The sequence below is a fragment of the Aestuarium sp. genome, assembly GCF_023253315.1.
GTDB classification, from domain to species: domain Bacteria; phylum Pseudomonadota; class Alphaproteobacteria; order Rhodobacterales; family Rhodobacteraceae; genus Marivivens; species Marivivens donghaensis.
Map to the genome: position 1 here is coordinate 185589 of NZ_JALRGW010000002.1, position 17641 is coordinate 203229.

The 17641-nt window shown below is 56.1% G+C and carries 18 protein-coding genes; all 18 read right to left on the bottom strand.

Annotated elements, in window-relative coordinates; genetic code table 11:
* Positions 1-31: 31 nt before the first annotated feature.
* A complete protein-coding gene (locus AC1QQ2_RS02550; protein WP_479711955.1) occupies positions 32-1699 on the bottom strand; it encodes a ribonuclease J in 1668 nt (555 codons plus the stop codon).
* On the bottom strand, positions 1696-2469 hold the full coding sequence (locus AC1QQ2_RS02555; RefSeq protein WP_479711956.1) for a type III pantothenate kinase: 774 nt from the start codon (positions 2467-2469) through the stop codon (positions 1696-1698). The genes AC1QQ2_RS02550 and AC1QQ2_RS02555 overlap by 4 nt, the downstream gene beginning before the upstream one ends.
* Before the next feature lie 12 nt (positions 2470-2481).
* Positions 2482-3243, bottom strand: coding sequence for a biotin--[acetyl-CoA-carboxylase] ligase (locus tag AC1QQ2_RS02560; protein ID WP_479711957.1), 762 nt, complete (start codon positions 3241-3243; stop codon positions 2482-2484).
* Positions 3233-4669 carry an NADH-quinone oxidoreductase subunit NuoN gene (gene nuoN / locus AC1QQ2_RS02565; RefSeq protein WP_249946393.1) on the bottom strand — a complete coding sequence of 479 codons (1437 nt, stop codon included), beginning with the start codon at positions 4667-4669 and terminating at the stop codon, positions 3233-3235. Before nuoN ends, AC1QQ2_RS02560 begins: the two co-directional genes overlap by 11 nt.
* Before the next feature lie 12 nt (positions 4670-4681).
* Positions 4682-6235, bottom strand: a complete 1554-nt coding sequence (locus AC1QQ2_RS02570; RefSeq protein WP_479711958.1) for an NADH-quinone oxidoreductase subunit M — start codon at positions 6233-6235, stop codon at positions 4682-4684.
* Positions 6235-8355, bottom strand: a complete 2121-nt coding sequence (nuoL, locus tag AC1QQ2_RS02575) for an NADH-quinone oxidoreductase subunit L (protein WP_479711959.1) — start codon at positions 8353-8355, stop codon at positions 6235-6237. Before nuoL ends, AC1QQ2_RS02570 begins: the two co-directional genes overlap by 1 nt.
* A 6-nt stretch (positions 8356-8361) precedes the next feature.
* Complete coding sequence (gene nuoK / locus AC1QQ2_RS02580; protein ID WP_067549185.1) at positions 8362-8667, bottom strand: NADH-quinone oxidoreductase subunit NuoK; 306 nt, start codon at positions 8665-8667, stop codon at positions 8362-8364.
* A gap of 40 nt (positions 8668-8707) precedes the next feature.
* Complete coding sequence (locus AC1QQ2_RS02585) at positions 8708-9313, bottom strand: NADH-quinone oxidoreductase subunit J (protein WP_067549188.1); 606 nt, start codon at positions 9311-9313, stop codon at positions 8708-8710.
* On the bottom strand, positions 9310-9723 hold the full coding sequence (locus AC1QQ2_RS02590) for a carboxymuconolactone decarboxylase family protein (RefSeq protein WP_479711960.1): 414 nt from the start codon (positions 9721-9723) through the stop codon (positions 9310-9312). The genes AC1QQ2_RS02585 and AC1QQ2_RS02590 overlap by 4 nt, the downstream gene beginning before the upstream one ends.
* Entirely contained in the window at positions 9720-10214 is a 495-nt protein-coding gene (gene nuoI / locus AC1QQ2_RS02595) for an NADH-quinone oxidoreductase subunit NuoI (protein ID WP_067549194.1), read from the bottom strand. The genes AC1QQ2_RS02590 and nuoI overlap by 4 nt, the downstream gene beginning before the upstream one ends.
* Before the next feature lie 3 nt (positions 10215-10217).
* On the bottom strand, positions 10218-11255 hold the full coding sequence (gene nuoH, locus AC1QQ2_RS02600; RefSeq protein ID WP_105235384.1) for an NADH-quinone oxidoreductase subunit NuoH: 1038 nt from the start codon (positions 11253-11255) through the stop codon (positions 10218-10220).
* Positions 11256-11265: 10 nt separating this feature from the next.
* Positions 11266-11622 (bottom strand): hypothetical protein, encoded by a 357-nt coding sequence (locus AC1QQ2_RS02605; protein WP_479712005.1) that lies wholly within the window; start codon positions 11620-11622, stop codon positions 11266-11268.
* A 39-nt stretch (positions 11623-11661) separates the two neighbouring features.
* On the bottom strand, positions 11662-13683 hold the full coding sequence (gene nuoG / locus AC1QQ2_RS02610) for an NADH-quinone oxidoreductase subunit NuoG (RefSeq protein WP_479711961.1): 2022 nt from the start codon (positions 13681-13683) through the stop codon (positions 11662-11664).
* A 341-nt stretch (positions 13684-14024) separates the two neighbouring features.
* Complete coding sequence (locus tag AC1QQ2_RS02615; protein ID WP_479711962.1) at positions 14025-14453, bottom strand: DUF5333 domain-containing protein; 429 nt, start codon at positions 14451-14453, stop codon at positions 14025-14027.
* Positions 14454-14531: 78 nt separating this feature from the next.
* Positions 14532-15035: a DUF5333 family protein gene (locus AC1QQ2_RS02620; protein ID WP_479711963.1), complete on the bottom strand. Its 504-nt coding sequence runs from the start codon at positions 15033-15035 to the stop codon at positions 14532-14534.
* Positions 15036-15164: 129 nt separating this feature from the next.
* Positions 15165-16445, bottom strand: coding sequence for an NADH-quinone oxidoreductase subunit NuoF (gene nuoF, locus AC1QQ2_RS02625; protein ID WP_479711964.1), 1281 nt, complete (start codon positions 16443-16445; stop codon positions 15165-15167).
* 13 nt (positions 16446-16458) lie between these two features.
* Complete coding sequence (locus AC1QQ2_RS02630; protein WP_067549222.1) at positions 16459-16674, bottom strand: DUF5337 domain-containing protein; 216 nt, start codon at positions 16672-16674, stop codon at positions 16459-16461.
* Between the two features lie 10 nt (positions 16675-16684).
* A complete protein-coding gene (locus AC1QQ2_RS02635) occupies positions 16685-17527 on the bottom strand; it encodes a hypothetical protein (RefSeq protein ID WP_479711965.1) in 843 nt (280 codons plus the stop codon).
* Between the last annotated feature and the right edge of the window lie 114 nt (positions 17528-17641).

The window sequence follows — 17641 nt, forward strand, 5'->3', positions numbered from 1 at the left end:
CTCTTCGCGGGCTTCTTTAATCTCTCGCCGATCAGTTCAATCGGCTGATGATGATCGTCACTTCTGGCTTTTTACCAATCTCATTCTGGCACGAATTCCGAATGATACGGCGCAGCTGCGTTTCCAATTCATCATCATCCAAGAGCGTCTTGTCATCGGCGCGGTTAATGAACTGGCTCAGGTCCTCTTCGAGAACATCAACGAGCGGTGCGTTGTTGCGACCCATTTCAGGAAGCCCCATCAGTTCGCACCACGGATCGCCCAGCGGTTCATCATGTTCGTCGATGATCAGCGTCGCAGTCACATGACCGTTCAGCGCCATGCGGATACGGTCGCGCACGATGCCATCCAGCGCACCAATCTGCACCGAGCCGTCCAAATAGGTGCGGCCCGTTTCGACATAACCACACACCTCTGGGCGATTGGCTGACAGGTTCACCATTGTGCCGTTCACAGCAATCACACCCGTGATCCCGCTCTCTGCACCCAGTTTTACATGTTCGCGCAGGTGGCGGTGTTCGCCGTGCATTGGGATCAGCATTTGTGGCTGCATGATCTGGTGCAGTTTTTTCAGGTCAGGACGGTTCGCGTGACCAGACACGTGGTAGAGGCCACCACGGTCATCAATCACCTCAACACCCTTTTCCGACAGCGCGTTCATGATGCGGATCACACCACGTTCGTTGCCAGGAATGGTCTTGGACGAAAAGATGAACGTATCGCCCTCTTTGAGCGACAGGCCGAGGTATTTGCCTTGGGACAGTTGGGCCGAGGCCGCGCGGCGTTCACCTTGGGACCCAGTGACCAGCAGCATGACGTTTTCACGCGGGATGCTCGCCGCATCTTCGGGCGAAATGACCGATGGGAAGTCCGACAGAATACCCGTCTCGATCCCGGCCTCGACCATCCGACGCATCGCACGGCCCAAAAGACAGATCGAACGACCCGCGTTTTGCGCTGCAACAGCCAGCGTTTTCAAACGCGCGATGTTCGATGCAAAGGTGGTTGCAACGACCATGCCTTTTTGCTCTTCGATCAGCGCTTGCAGCGGTTTGGCAAGCTCAGCCTCGCTCCGCCCTGCGTGTTCGGAAAACACGTTGGTGGAATCGCACACAAGCGCCTTGATGCCGCCCTTTGCGATTTCAGACAGCATGACCTCATCAAAGGGTTCACCAACGACGGGCGTTTTATCGATCTTAAAGTCGCCCGAGTGGAACACACGGTCGTTCGGCGTTTCGATCAACAGACCACCGCTCTCTGGGATAGAGTGGCTCATCGGCACGACCGAAACGGTAAACGGGCCGCATTTCGTGACCGCAGGATAAGCCCCAACGGTGCGCACGATGCCTTCGGGCAGGTGTTTTTCGGACAGCTTGCGGGTCGCGATATTCGCGGTGAAGGTCCGCGCATAGATCGGCGCGCCGAGGCGTTCCCACAAGAGGCCAACAGCCCCAACGTGGTCTTCATGCGCGTGGGTGATAAAGATCCCTTCGATCTGGTCCTTACGCTCTTCGAGCCAAGTAATATCAGGGAAAATCAGGTCGACACCGGGGCTCCCGTCCATATCTGGGAAGGTCACGCCCAGATCGACAACGATCAGACGTTCTTTATCTGGTGCGCCATATCCGTAGACATAGGCGTTCATGCCGATCTCGCCCGCGCCACCGAGCGGCAGGTAAATCAGTCGTTCACTACTCATTTAGTTTCCTTATTGTAATCATTGATCACGGTCAGACCGTGCATGGTCAGGTCATCCTCGATCACGTCAAAGAGGTTATCGACCTGTTCAAAAAGACGAGCGAGCCCGCCTGTCCCGATGATTTTCATCGGCGCATCATATTCATCGCGGATGCGCGCGCAGATTTCTTTGATGAGGCCCACATAGCCCCAGAACACGCCCGATTGCATACAGGCAACGGTATTGGTGCCGATCACCGCTTGGGGACGGCTGATATCGACGTGAGGCAGGGCAGCCGCCGCACGGTGCAGCGCCTCAAGGCTGAGGTTCACACCGGGGGCGATGACGCCGCCCACATAGGCACCATCCTCTGCCACAACGTCAAAGGTGGTCGCGGTGCCGAAATCGACGACAATCAGGTTGCCGCCGTGTCGCGAATACGCGCCAGCAGAGTTTACCAGACGGTCGGGGCCAACAGTCGTTCCCGCATCCACACGCGGTTGCTGCGGAAGAGCGCACTCTGGTTTCCCAACAACAATAGGACGGCAGTTGAAATAGCGGTCCGCCAAAACGCGCAGGTTAAAGACCACGCGTGGCACCGTGGACGAAATGATCACTTCGTCGATTTCAACGTTGATCTTCTGGTGCGCCATCAGCGTCGATAGCCAGACGAAATACTGGTCCGCCGTGCGCTGGTGTTCGGTCGAGGTCCGCCACGTCGCGATAAAGTCCTGCCCATCCCAGACAGAAAACACGGTGTTTGTGTTGCCACAGTCGATGCACAAAAGCATGGCCTGCCCCCTTTAGAAATGCACGTCGGCAGCGCTGATCGTAACAGGGCCGCGCCCTGTGATCAGAACCAAATTGCCGTCGCGGTCGATGGTATCAAAGATACCTGTCAAAGTCTCTTGGCCGGTGCGGGCTGTGATCGTTTCCCCCAACCGCGCCGCATTGCGGAGCCAATCCGCACGAATACGTTCGAACCCGAAATAGGTCAGTTTGTTTTCTTGGGTGATGAAATTCGTCGCAAGGAGGCTCAGGAAATCCTTGGGCCTGATCACATGCCCCGACACGGAAGACACGCTCACAGGTGGGAATGCTGCTCCTTCAACCCCTTGAGGGACCGTAGCGAGGTTCACACCCACGCCGATGGACAACCAATTCACGCTTTCCGCCGTGCCACTGCTTTCCAGCAAAATGCCCGCGACCTTGCCCCCGTCGAGCAAAACATCGTTCGGCCATTTCAATGAGAGCCGTTCGCGGGGCACCCAGAAGGCCAGCGTTTCGAACAAGGCAACAGCGGCCAGGAATGACCGAAGGGCTGCGTCTTGCGGTGTGGCTTTGGGTTTATAAACCAGCGTCGCCGCGAGATTCCCGCGTGGATCGACCCATTGCTTCCCACGCCGTCCCCGTCCTGCGGTTTGGCGTTTGGCCATAATCCATGTCGGAACACGGATCGAGGCCGCCCTTAAGGCAGCCTCGGTCATTGTGCTATCAACCTCGTCCAAGACGACAAGGTCAACGCCCGTGGGCCAACGTGGCCCTGCGTTTAGATCAGTTGACAAGCGCCTGCGCCGCCTCAGCTGCCATCGGCACGATACCAAAGAGGTTCACGATACCAACCAGCATGATCACAGCGGACGCCACCAACATGCCCCATGCGACAGGAGACATCGTGCCATCGAGAGCATCAGAGTCTTCGCCGAAGTACATGTAGTAAACGACGCGCAGGTAGTAGAACGCACCGATCACCGACGCGATACCAGCGGCCACAGCGAGCCATACTAGGTCAGCCTCAAGCGCAGCACGGAACACAGCCAGCTTACCCATGAAGCCGAGCATCGGCGGAACACCAGCCAGCGAGAACATCAGGACCAGCAGCGCCAGCGCCTTGAGCGGCTCTTTTTTCGAATACATCGACAGAGCTTTGATCTCGGTGACTGGTTTACCGTCTTTTTCCATCGACAGGATAAAGGCGAATGTACCGATGTTCATGGTCACGTAGATCGACATATAGACCAGCATGGCTTCGACACCCATTGCGGTGCCAGCAGCCAGACCCATCAGGGCAAAGCCCATGTGAGCTATCGACGAATACGCCATCAGACGCTTGATGTTGGTCTGACCGATTGCGGCGATTGCGCCAACGAACATCGACAGGATCGAGAGCATCATGACGATCTGCTGCCAGTCGCCCACAACACCACCGAAGGCGTCATAGACAACACGAGCGAAGAGGCCCATCGCAGCGACTTTGGGTGCGGTCGCAAAGAACGCGGTCACTGGGGTCGGCGAACCTTCGTAAACGTCAGGGGTCCACATGTGGAACGGTGCTGCCGAAACCTTGAACGCGAAGCCCGACATCATGAAGACCATGCCGAACAGCAAGCCGATGGAGACGTCGTGGCCAACAGCGGTCAGAATGCCCGAGAACAACGTGGTGCCAGCAAAGCCGTAGGTCAGCGATGCACCGTAGAGCAGCAGACCAGAGGACAGAGCACCGAGAACGAAGTACTTCAGACCAGCTTCGGTCGATTTCGCGCTGTCACGACGCAGCGAAGCCACGACGTAGAGAGCGAGAGATTGCAGTTCGAGGCCCATGTAGAGGGCCATCAGGTCGCCCGCCGAAACCATGACCATCATACCCACAGTCGCGAGGGCAACGAGGATCGGATATTCAAAACGCAGAAGATCGCGTTTCGCCATGTAGTCGATGCTGACGATCAGAACCGCAGCCGCCGAGAACAGGATCACAACCTTGGCAAAGCGCGAGAAGCTATCGTCGATGAACATGCCACCAAACGCTTCTTGTGTGCCCTGCCCGTTCAGGCCGATCCATGCGCCGAGCACAAGGAACACACCAGCGGTGAGCCATGTCAGGAAAGACGCGGTTTTGTCTTTGCCAGTGTAGACTGCACCGAGCAGCGCACCCATCGCAAAGAGCGCGAGGATGATTTCCGGAAGGACGATTTGGATATCGCTCGAGATCATTTGTCCGGCTCCTTAGTGTGCAGCGACTTCGGCCACAGCGGCGACGGTCAGGTCGCTCGCCTCGATGGCGGTGTGGACGTGGTGAACCAGTGCTTCAACGCTCGGCCCGATGAGGTCGGTCACGAGGCTCGGGTAGATACCCAAGAGCAAGGTCATGATGACGAGCGGTGCAAAGATCATCTTTTCACGGCCAGTCATGTCGGTGATGGATTTGAGGCTCTCTTTGATCAACTCGCCCATGACGACGCGGCGGTAGAGCCACAGCGCATAAGCTGCCGAGAAGATCACGCCGAGTGCCGCAACAGCAGCCACCCAAGTGTTCACTTGGAATACACCCATGAGCGTCAGGAATTCACCGACAAAGCCCGAGGTACCCGGCAGACCAACGTTCGCCATCGTGAAGAACATGAACAACAGCGCGTAAGCCGGCATACGGTTTACGAGGCCACCGTATGCGTCGATGTCACGAGTGTGCATGCGGTCGTAGATCACGCCAACACAGAGGAACAGTGCGCCAGAGATAAAGCCGTGGCTGATCATCTGGAAGATCGCACCGTCAATACCCTGCTGGTTCATCGCGAAGATACCCATGGTCACGTAGCCCATGTGTGCAACCGACGAATAAGCGATCAGCTTTTTCATGTCCTCTTGGACCAGTGCGACGAGCGAGGTGTAAACGATCGCAATAGCCGACATCCAAAGTACCAGATCACCCATCACGGCAGAGCCAACTGGGAACATCGGAAGCGAGAAGCGCAGGAAGCCGTAGCCCCCCATCTTCAACAGGATCGCAGCCAGAACAACCGAACCAGCGGTCGGTGCTTGAACGTGTGCGTCAGGCAACCAAGTGTGAACAGGCCACATTGGCATTTTCACCGCGAAAGATGCAAAGAACGCGAGGAACAGCATGGTCTGAAGACCGCCAACCACCTGAATACCGAGCACCGAGAAGCCAGCGGTCGAGAATTCGTGGGTCATCAGGGTCGGGATATCCATGGTGCCCGCGTCTGCATACATCGCAACCATCGCCACCAGCATCAGCACAGAGCCAAGGAATGTGTAGAGGAAGAATTTGAACGACGCGTAGATGCGGTTCTTACCACCCCAGATACCGATGATGAGGAACATCGGGATCAGGCCTGCTTCGAAGAAGACGTAGAACAGGACCAGATCCAGCGCCATGAACACGCCGAGCATCAGCGTTTCCAGCATCAGGAACGCAATCATGTATTCTTTGGTGCGGTGCGTCACGTCCCAAGCCGACCAGATCACCAACGGCATGAGGAAGGTCGAGAGCATCACGAACAGAAGCGAAATGCCGTCTACGCCCATCTTATAGTGCAGGCCAAAGAGCCACTCGCGGTCTTCGACGAACTGCATTCCAGTGTTCGACGGATCGAAACCAGCCAGAATGAACAGCGACACGAGGAAGGTCGCAACGGTCGCAATCATTGCCACCCATTTGGCGTTCTTACGGGCGCCTTCATCGTCACCACGCAGGAACAGGGCCAGAATGGCCGCGGCCAAGAGCGGGATGAAGGTTACGATCGAAAGAAGATTTTCCATTAGTGCGATCCCCCGGTGAGCGTCACCCAGGTCAGAATGACCGCGATGCCCAGAACCATCGCGAAGGCGTAAGTAAAGACGTAACCGGACTGGGCGCGGCCTGCGAGTTTGGTCAGGAAGGGCACGATACCCATCGCCAGACCGTTGATCCCGCCGTCGATTGTTTGCTCGTCACCGCGTTTCCAGAAGAAGCGACCGATGGCCTTAGCAGGCTGGACAAAGACGAAGTCATACAGCTCGTCAAAGTACCATTTGTTGAGCAAGAAGTTGTAAAGCGGAGCCTGGTTCGCTGCCAGCTGTGCTGGCAGGTGCGGCTTGCGGATATACATCACCCAAGCGGTGAAGAAACCGATCAGCATCGCGACAAACGGGCTAACCTTGACCCAAACTGGCGAGTGGTGCGCAGCGTCGAGAACTTCGTTCGAAGCGTCCGACATGTAGATCGCGCCACGCTCTGCACCGTGATGCTCTGCCGCCATTGCAGCGTGAGACGCATCCGCAGCGACTTCACCGTGGGCCGCGTCAGTCGCGGCATGTTCCTCAGCGGGTGCAGCGTGATCGGTAGCAGCGCCCTCTTCGGTTGCAGCTACGTGGTGCGGCATACCGAAGAATTCGGTCATTTTGTCATGATCGCCGAAGAACGGTTTCAGCCAGATCATACCCGCAAAGATCGCGCCCATAGCAAGAACACCAAGCGGCACCAGCATAACCAGCGGGCTTTCGTGTGCGTGTTCATGTGCGTGATGATCGCCACGTTCTTTGCCGTAGAAGGTCATGAACATGAGGCGCCACGAGTAGAACGAGGTGAACAAAGCCGCGATAACCAGTGCCCAGAAGGCAAAACCGTTACCCGAAGCATAAGCACTCTCGATGATCGCATCTTTGGACAGGAAGCCAGCGAAACCGTAGTAGGTCAGCGGTATACCAACACCGGTAATAGCCAGCGTACCAATCATCATCGCCCAGAAGGTGAACGGGATTTTCTTACGCAGGTTACCGTAGTTCCGCATGTCCTGTTCGTGGTGCATCGCGTGGATGACCGAACCAGCGCCAAGGAACAACATCGCCTTAAAGAATGCGTGTGTGAACAGGTGGAACATCGCAGCGCCGTAGATACCTGCGCCAGCCGCAACGAACATGTAACCCAGCTGCGAACAGGTCGAGTATGCGATCACGCGTTTGATGTCGTTCTGAACGAGGCCGACAGTTGCCGCAAAGAATGCGGTCGCAGCACCCAGATACATGATGAACGATTTGGTTTCCGGTGCATATTCGAACAGCGGCGACATGCGGCAGACGAGGAACACACCTGCGGTCACCATGGTTGCTGCGTGGATCAGAGCCGAAACAGGTGTCGGGCCTTCCATCGCGTCAGGCAGCCATGTGTGCAGGATCAGCTGAGCCGATTTACCCATCGCACCAACAAAGAGCAGGAAGGCCAGCAGGTTTGCGGCGTTCCAATCGCTCCAGAGGAAGTGAAGCTGGGTTTCAGCCAGATGCGGCGCATTATCAAAGATGACGTCGAACTGGATGCTGTCGGTCAGCATGTAGAGACCAAAGATACCGAGTGCGAAACCAAAGTCACCAACGCGGTTCACAACGAAAGCTTTCATCGCAGCAGCGTTTGCCGATGGTTTTTTGTAGTAGAAACCGATCAACAAGTAGGATGCGACGCCCACGCCTTCCCAGCCAAAGAACATCTGAACGAGGTTGTCAGAGGTAACCAGCATGAGCATGGCGAAGGTAAAGAACGACAGATAGGCAAAGAAACGTGCCTTGTAATGTTCGTGATGACCCCAGTTTTCGTCATGCGCCATGTAGCCCATGGAGTAGAGGTGCACGAGCGACGATACGGTGTTCACAACGATGAGCATGATCACGGTCAGACGGTCGATACGGATCGCCCAATCGGTGCTCAGCGTGCCAGAGTTGATCCAGTCCAGCAGGTGGATCGTGTAGGCTTGGCCGTCAAAATTCAGGAACAGAACCCAGCTCAGCGCAGCACAGAGGAACAGGATGCCAGTGGTCAGCCACTGAGCGCCCTTTTCACCGATAAAGCGCCAGCCGAAACCCGCGATAAGCGACCCGACAAAGGGGGCAAGAAGGATAAACTTTTCCATGTCGGATCAGCCTTTCATCACGTTGACGTCTTCAACGTCGATGGTCCCGCGGTTGCGGAAGAAACAGACGAGGATCGCGAGGCCAATCGCCGCTTCAGCAGCAGCAACCGTCAGCACGAAGAGGGTGAACACCTGGCCAACCAGATCGTTCAGGAAGGACGAGAAAGCGACGAAGTTGATATTGACCGACAGAAGGATCAATTCGATCGACATCAGCAGGATGATGATGTTCTTGCGGTTCAAGAACAGCCCGAAAATCCCGATGACGAACAGTGCCGCAGCAACTGTGAGATAGTGTTCAATTCCGATCATTTCTTCCGTCCCTCGCTTTTGTTTTTCGCGAATTTTGGCATTACAGCCCCTGCCCCGGTTTGATGTCTTTCAGCTCCATCGCTTTGGCCGGATCACGGTAAAGCTGGGCAAGAACGTCTTGACGTTTGATGTTTTGGCGGTGGCGCAGGGTCAGCACGATGGCCCCGATCATCGCGACCAGCAGGATCAGACCTGCCAGTTGGAAAAGCATGATATATTTGTCGTAAACCAACAGACCCAGCGCGGCAGTGTTTTGCATATCGCCCTGCGGTGCGGCCAGACGGGTTTCGAAACCGTCCGAATACGCCCACGACCCGTAAGCCATCGCAAGCTGCAGGAGGATGATCACACCGATGAGAAGCGCGAGCGGCATGTATTTCGCCATCTCAGCCTTCAACTCGGCAAAGTCGATGTCGAGCATCATGACCACAAAGAGGAACAGAACCGCGACCGCGCCGACGTAAACGATCATCAAGAGCATCGCGATGAATTCCGCGCCCAGCAGAACAAAGAGCCCCGCCGAAGAGAGGAACGACAAGATCAGCCAGAGAACCGAATGGACGGGGTTCCGGCTCACGACTGTAAACAGGCCGCCCGCAACGGTGGTCAGCGCAAAACAATAAAAGGCGATAGCGGCTACACTCATTCGTCCCGGTCCTTTTTAGCGTCCTCTTCCATGACCTCATTCGCGAGTGTCATAGCTTTGGTCATTGCGGGAACGCCTCCGAACATTGCGGATTGTGCAATGGTCTCAGCGATCTCCTGTTTGGTGGCCCCTGCCTCGCGCGCGTGGCGGACAGTCAGGCGGATCTGTGCGTCGGCTTGGGCACCCATGATCGTCAATCCGGTCAGGGTCAAAAGCAGACGGGTTTTGGCATCCAGACCTTCAGGATTAAAGGTCTTGCCCATAGTTGCTTCCATCATGTCCGCAGACATGGTGGGCCACATGGTTTCAAACCCTTTGGGTATGAACGATTCCAGCGCGGGATTGAGCGATTTTGCCCAATCCTGCCCAGCCTTCATCATGGCTTCAAAAGGGTTAGATCCAGAGGTCATCGGTACGGCGCATCCATTTCGAGGTTACGCGCAATCTCAGCTTCCCAGCGGTCGCCGTTCGACAGGAGTTTTGCCTTGTCGTAGAACAGCTCTTCGCGGGTTTCAGTCGAGAATTCAAAGTTCGGACCTTCGACGATCGCGTCAACTGGGCAGGCCTCTTGGCAGAAGCCGCAGTAGATGCATTTGGTCATGTCGATGTCGTAGCGCGTTGTGCGGCGCGAGCCATCTTCGCGGGGTTCCGCATCAATGGTGATCGCCTGAGCCGGGCAAATCGCTTCGCAGAGTTTACATGCGATGCAACGCTCTTCGCCGTTGGGATAACGACGCAGCGCGTGTTCACCACGGAAACGCGGGGACAGCGGGCCTTTTTCGTGCGGGTAGTTCAGCGTCGCCTTGGGCGCGAAGAAGTATTTGAACCCGAGACGGAAGCCTTTGATGAAGTCAGCGAGCAGGAAATATTTGGCCGCGCGGCCGTAATCGATCTGCGTCATGGATTAGCCTCCAATCACCCAGCGGGCCCAGAACCCACCGAGGACTTCGAATTTAGCGAGGAACGACACCAGAACGACCCAAGCCAGAGACATCGGCAGGAACACTTTCCAGCCCAAACGCATCAGTTGGTCGTAACGGTAACGAGGGGTGATGGCCTTAACCATCGCGAAGATGAAGAAGCAGAACACCATTTTCGCGACCATCCAGAGGATGCCATCGGGCAGGAATTCTACCGGCGACAACCAGCCGCCAAGGAACAGCAGCGACACCAGCGCACACATCAGCACGACAGCGGTCAGTTCGCCGATCATGAACAGAAGGAACGGGGTCGAGGAGTATTCAACCTGATAACCAGCAACCAGTTCCGACTCAGCCTCAGGAAGGTCGAACGGCGGACGGTTGGTTTCAGCCAATGCCGAGATGAAGAAGAGGAACAGCATCGGGAAGTGCGGGATGAAGTACCACGACAGGATGCCGTAGCCGTCTTGGGCACGAACGATGTCGCCAAAGTTCATCGAACCGGTCGAGATAATCACACCGATGATGATCAGGCCGATCGACACCTCATAAGAGATCATCTGCGCGGCAGAGCGAAGCGAGCCGAGGAACGGATATTTGGAGTTCGATGCCCAACCGCCCATGATCACGCCGTAAACTTCAAGCGACGAGATCGCGAAGACGTAGAGGATCGCGACGTTGATGTCAGCGAGGACCCAACCGTCGTTGAACGGAATTACCGCCCACGCGATCACGGCCATCACGAACGAAATCAGTGGCGCAAGGAAGAAGACGAATTTGTCAGCGCCAGCAGGCACGACAATTTCCTTCACGATATATTTGATAAAGTCCGCAAAAGATTGCAGCAGACCAAACACACCTACGATGTTCGGGCCCTTACGCATCTGCACCGCAGCCCAGACCTTACGGTCGGCATACATCAGGAAGGCCAAAGCCACCAGAAGCGGTACCAGAACCAAAAGGCACTGACCCACTGTCAGCAGAAGGATCCCAAGGTTGGTCGTGGTGAAAAATTCAACCATATTCGTCCCCTTACACCGTCGGTATGCCCGATGCGCCGCAATCGGCCACCGTAACTTCGGCGTCTATTGTTCTTAACCCGCGCGGTAGCGCCGGCGAGATGGTGTAAACAGCATCCGCGACCCAAGTTCCAGCCTCTTCATCGACTAGAGTGCGAACGTGTCGTGCAAACCCGTATCCACGGATCAGCGTGTATTGTGCGGCGGCGCATCGAGCGTAGCGTTCTACGTCCTCTGGCCCCCTTGCCCCTGTCATTTCAACCTTAAAACCAACAAGGTCGCCATCTAAGAGCCGTGTTTCGACACCTTTGTAAGTTGGGACCGATGGTCCCTGCCCTGCTTCGGTGTCGTGGGATGCAGTGCACCCCATAAGAGCCAACGCCGATATGACGATGGCTCTCATGTTTTTTTACTCCGCCGCGACCTTGGTCGATTCGGCGCGTGCCTTGGCCGCTGCCGAGAGTTCAGCCATCAGTGCAGACGACCGAGCAATCGGGTTGGTCAGGTAGAAATCTTTGACCGCGTTGCGGAAGGTTGCTTTGCCCAGCTTAGCTACAGGCAGCGCAGTCCAAGTGTTCTCAGCAACAACGTCGATGTCAGCCAGATGCGGAACCGCAGCGACCAGCGCCTGACGCAGCTGAGCCAGCGAATCCCACGGAAGGGTCGCGCCCAGCTCTGCGGACAGTGCACGTAGGATCGCCCAGTTTTCTTTCGCTTCACCTGGTGCAAACGCTGCGCGCATTGCGAGCTGCGGACGACCTTCGGTGTTCACAAAGAGACCGTTTTCTTCGGTGTAAGCTGCACCCGGCAGGATGATGTCGGCGCGGTGTGCACCACGGTCGCCATGCGAACCTTGGTAGATCACGAATGCACCGTCACCGATCTCAACTTCGTCGGCGCCAAGGTTGTAAACAACTTCCGCACCATCAAGAGCAGCCTCAAGGCCACCTTCGGTAACAGCGTTTACGTCCAGCGCACCAACACGAGCCGCAGCAGTGTGCAGAACGAGAAGTTTAGCACCGCCCTTTTCAGCAAGCGATTGCGCGGCAGCCAGAACGGCCTCACCGTCAGCTTCGTTCAATGCGCCCTGACCAACGATGATGACACCATTGGTGCCTTGTTTGTCAGAGTGATCCATCGCCAACAGCTGCTCAAGCGCAGCGCGATCTGTGCCAACGTGGGTGTAATCATAGGTCAGATCGACAGCTTCACCGACCAGACCAACAGTTGCACCACGCAGCCACGCTTTGCGGATACGGGAGTTCAGAACTGGCGCTTCAACACGTGGGTTGGTGCCGATCATGAAAATGTTGTCAGCGTGATCGATGTCTTCGATCAGCGCGGTGCCGACATAGGCAGAACGGTTGCCAGCAGGCAGACGCGCCTTGTCGGTACGCGCCTCAACCTTGCCGCCCAGACCTTCGATCAGGGTTTTGAGGCTGAATGCGGATTCGACGTTCGCCAGATCACCAATCAGACCAGCGACTTTCTTGCCCTTCATCGCTGTAGCAACAGCGGTCAGAGCTTCGTCCCAGCCCGCTTTGCGCAGCTTGCCGTTCTCACGGATATAAGGTGTGTCGAGACGCTGGCGGCTCAGGCCGTCCCAAACGTAACGCGACTTATCCGAAATCCACTCTTCGTTCACGCCGTCATGGTTGCGCGGCAGGATACGCATGACCTTGCGGCCTTTGGTATCAACGCGAATGTTCGAACCAAGCGCATCCATCACGTCGATGGTTTCGGTTTTGGTCAGTTCCCACGGACGAGCGGTAAACGAATATGGCTTCGAAACCAGAGCACCAACAGGGCAGAGGTCAACGATGTTGCCCTGCATGTTCGAATCGAGTGTCTGGTTCAGGTAAGATGTAATCTCTGCATCTTCGCCACGGCCGGTTTGACCCATCTGGGTGATACCAGCGACCTCGGTGGTAAAGCGCACACATCGGGTGCACGAAATACAACGGGTCATGTGGGTTTCAACGAGCGGGCCGAGGTTCAGGTCGTCCGACGCACGTTTCGGCTCGCGGTAGCGCGAGAAGTCGACGCCGTAAGCCATCGCCTGATCCTGAAGGTCGCATTCGCCACCTTGGTCACAGATCGGGCAATCCAGCGGGTGGTTGATCAGGAGAAACTCCATCACGCCTTCACGCGCCTTTTTAACCATTGGGCTGTTGGTTTTCACAACAGGCGGCTGACCCTCAGGGCCAGGGCGCAAGTCTTTGACCTGCATCGCACAGGAGGCCGCAGGTTTCGGCGGGCCACCGACCACCTCAACGAGGCACATGCGGCAGTTGCCCGCGATGGACAAACGCTCGTGATAGCAGAAACGCGGAACTTCAACCCCAGCCTCTTCACAGGCTTGAATCAGGGTCATGGCACCGGGCACTTCTACCTCAATCCCGTCGATGATGATTTTCTTAAGATCGGACATGGCCAGCCTTTTGGTTCTTGTCGCTACGACCCAAAGCTCCGCATGGCACGCACGCAGATGCATACAGTCGCGGCGGTTCTAACGCGGCTTGCCGCGCTATGCCAGCGCGAACGTCACCAAAACTGAGGTAAATTTCAGGTTTTGCCGATTTCTTTTAGATCAGCAGCATCGCGGCAAAGATCGGCACGGCGGCAAAAATCGCGATCAAAACAACGAAAACCGCTATGAAAAAGGGGGCTGGGGCCTGTGCGGTGCTTCTTACCGCACAAACGGGGCAATCCAGGTCGGTTTTATAGAGGGGTACGCCGCAGTCCCCGCAGCACTCTGATTTGAACATAGAATCAACGCAACAGTCGGCCAACGGCGGTTTGCGCTTCCATTTCGGACTGTCCAACGGTGCAGTACGTGTCTCCCTGCCCTGTCACTGCACCCAGATCCGCCAGTTGCGCCCGTGCGATCCCTTCGAGCCGCGCCTTCTCGACCTTATCATCGACATAGGCGTCAATTTCGGCCCGCGAATAACCAAGGTCCTCGGCTCGCGACTTTAGGCTGTTGAGATAGAGCGCTCCGCGCAGCAACCGAACCGAGATGCTGTCGCATTTATCCCCGATCTCAATCGCCATGCCTGCCGCGATAATCCCATCGCGGATTTCAGGCACATCCTTGAGCGGCGGCAAAGCCGAGGCTTGGGTCGCCATTAGCATAAAGGTGAACGGCAAGAGGTAACGCATGTAATATCCAATCTTCCGGCGCAGATCAGTCGGGATCATGGTCGGATACAAAAGACTTACGCCGCTGCTATTCAATAGCAACGGCGCGTTATTAGGTTTTTCGGTCAGTTTTCGCCGTTAACCACGGGCGCGAAGGAAATTCGCAATCTCTGTACCTTCAGCAATTTCTGCATGCCCAGCGGGGCACCAAGTTGCACTGTCTGCGGCGACAACATTCCGCTTTTGAAGCCAATCAATGACAACGGCTTGTGCTTCAGCGTGCGGAAGGTTGCGAAGAACGTGTTCGAAGTCTTGCCGAGAATATCCACGATCCAGCATTTGTTCTTCAAGATCGGCGTAATAATTGTCCGCCTTTATCGAGAGGAAGGTAAACTGTCGCCCACAATTGCGGCTGATACGTCGCGCCATAATAACAGGCATAACTGCATCTACCATTTCAGCTTCAAGCTGGCTCCGCAACGCGGCGCGGTTCCCATTTGCGCCTGCTTGAACGCGGTCTGTAGTGGTCGCGGTCGGTGCTGCCTGAGCAGGAGCCGCGACAGTTGCCGTTGGCGCTTGAGTTTCCACACAACCAGCCAGAACCAAAACAGCTAACGATCCTGCAGCAAATAGAGATTTCATAATGTCCTCCAATTAAATCTATGGATGACTTTTTGAATCAAATTTCACCCACAGCAAGTATGAAATCTCTTCTTCGGAACGAAAAAGGCCACCCCGAAGGGTGGCCTCATAAAACTCTGTCAGTCTCGATTATTCTGCAGCGATCGCACGACCCTTGAGACGCTCTTCGATCTCTGGGCGGAAGTTGCGGATCAGACCTTGGATCGGCCAAGCCGCCGCGTCGCCGAGCGCACAGATGGTGTGACCTTCAACCTGTTTGGTCACGTCCCAAAGCATGTCGATCTCTTCAACCGATGCATTGCCCTGAACCAGACGTTCCATCACGCGCATCATCCAGCCGGTGCCTTCACGGCACGGGGTGCACTGACCGCAGGATTCGTGCTTGTAGAACTTGGACAGACGCCAGATCGCTTTCACGATGTCGACCGACTTATCCATGACGATCACTGCCGCAGTACCGAGGCCAGAGCCCAGTTCACCGCGCAGGTAATCGAAGTCCATGATCGCGTCTTTCATCTTTTCGCCGCGAACGCAGGGAACAGACGAACCACCTGGAATCACGGCAAGCAGGTTATCCCAGCCGCCACGGATGCCACCGCAGTGCTTTTCGATCAGTTCTTCGAACGTGATGCCCATCTCTTCTTCAACAACACATGGGTTGTTTACGTGACCAGAGATCGCGAACAGTTTGGTGCCGACGTTGTTCGGGCGACCCATGCCAGAGAACCACGACGCACCACGACGCAGGATGGTCGGGCAAACAGCAATCGATTCGACGTTGTTCACGGTGGTCGGGCAACCGTAGAGGCCCGCACCAGCAGGGAACGGCGGCTTCATACGCGGCATACCTTTTTTGCCTTCGAGGCTTTCGAGCAGCGCAGTTTCTTCACCACAGATATAAGCGCCCGCACCGTGGTGCAGATAAAGATCGAAGTCCCAGCCAGAGCCAGCAGCATTCTTACCCAGAAGGCCAGCGTCATAAGCTTCGTCGATCGCAGCCTGCAGTGCTTCGCGTTCGCGGATGTATTCACCACGGATGTAGATGTAGCAGGCATGTGCATTAATTGCGAAAGACGCGATCAGGCAGCCTTCGATCAGCGTGTGCGGATCGTGGCGCATGATTTCGCGGTCTTTACAGGTGCCCGGCTCTGATTCGTCAGCGTTCACGACGAGGTAGCTGGGGCGACCATCTGATTCTTTCGGCATGAAGGACCACTTCAAACCGGTCGGGAAGCCCGCACCACCACGGCCACGCAGACCGGAGGCTTTCATTTCATCAATGATCCAGTCGCGGCCTTTTTTAATAATATCCGCAGTACCATCCCAATGCCCGCGCGCCTTCGCACCAGCGAGGGTGCGGTCGTGCATGCCGTAGAGGTTGGTGAAAATCCGGTCCTGATCCTTGAGCATGGCTCACCTTTCATCACTTCTGGCGTGACCGCCAGATGCCATAAGTCATCCATAAAGCCCAGCCGAATCCGACGAGGGCGATAATATCAAAAAGGGCACGGGTCCGATTGGACAGCCCAAATTGACCTCCGGCCCATGTCGCCACGATCCAAAACACACCAACACCAGCGAGGAACAACGCAGAACGTTGGCCATTTTGAGGTGTCGGTTGTTTCGGATCGTGGGTCATGGTGCGTCAGTTAGTAATCGTTGGTCTTGGCACGTTCAAGGAACGCTTCGATGCCTTCTTCAACAATAATTTTAGCCTGTGCCACCCATTTGTCACGGGTCACACGCCCTTTAAAGCGCGGCATGTTGCCGTCCATCCAAGCAACCTCGTCCGCGCCCCAAGCCGCGATCTGGTCGTAGTGATACACACCGTAGCTGTTTACCAATTCTTCCAGTTTCGGGCCGATGCCTTCGATAACCTTGAGGTCGTCCGCTTTGCCACCGCGCGGTCCGCTCAGCGCCGCAGGTTTTCCGCCCTCGGCAGCAGGTGCAGGTGCCTTAGTGGCAGCGGCCTTCGCCTTGGTCGTTTTTGCAGCAGGCTTTGCAGGTTTTTCAGTTTTCGGCGCAGCTTTGGCAGCTGGTTTTGCCGCTGCTTTCTTAGCTGGTTTTGCAGGTTCCGCAGCAGGCGCTTCATATTTCCAATCGCCCTTCTGCGAGGCGAGTTCTTCTTCACCAGCGAGAGCCTTGGACGGTTTGATCACTGCAGCGGGTGCAGCTGGCGCAGCCGATGCCGCAGCCGCAGGAGCCGCAGTCGGTGCGGCTTCAGCAGGTGCCGCAGCAACCGGAGCGGGAGACTCTGCGGCCGCAGGTGTCGATGATGTAGATGTGCTGCTGGCAGGCGCTGCCGCCTCGCCGCAGAAGAAATATGTCAGGATGAGGCCCGCAATAACGGCCACAACGATCCCTGCCAAAATAGCGAGGAACCATCCCCAATGTGCAGCAACGCCAAGAATGATGGCTGCAACAACACCAACAATCGCAGCCGCGAGCCAGCTAATCTGCCGGCAGCCCCAACCAGTATTCGAATTAGTCATAGTCTAAACTCCTTCAACGTCCCATGAGCCTCTCATTTGCTGGAGGCTTCTGTGCCCTTCTAAAGGAAGACTACTCAAATTTGTAAAATTTGATAGCAAATCCACCTCAGATCG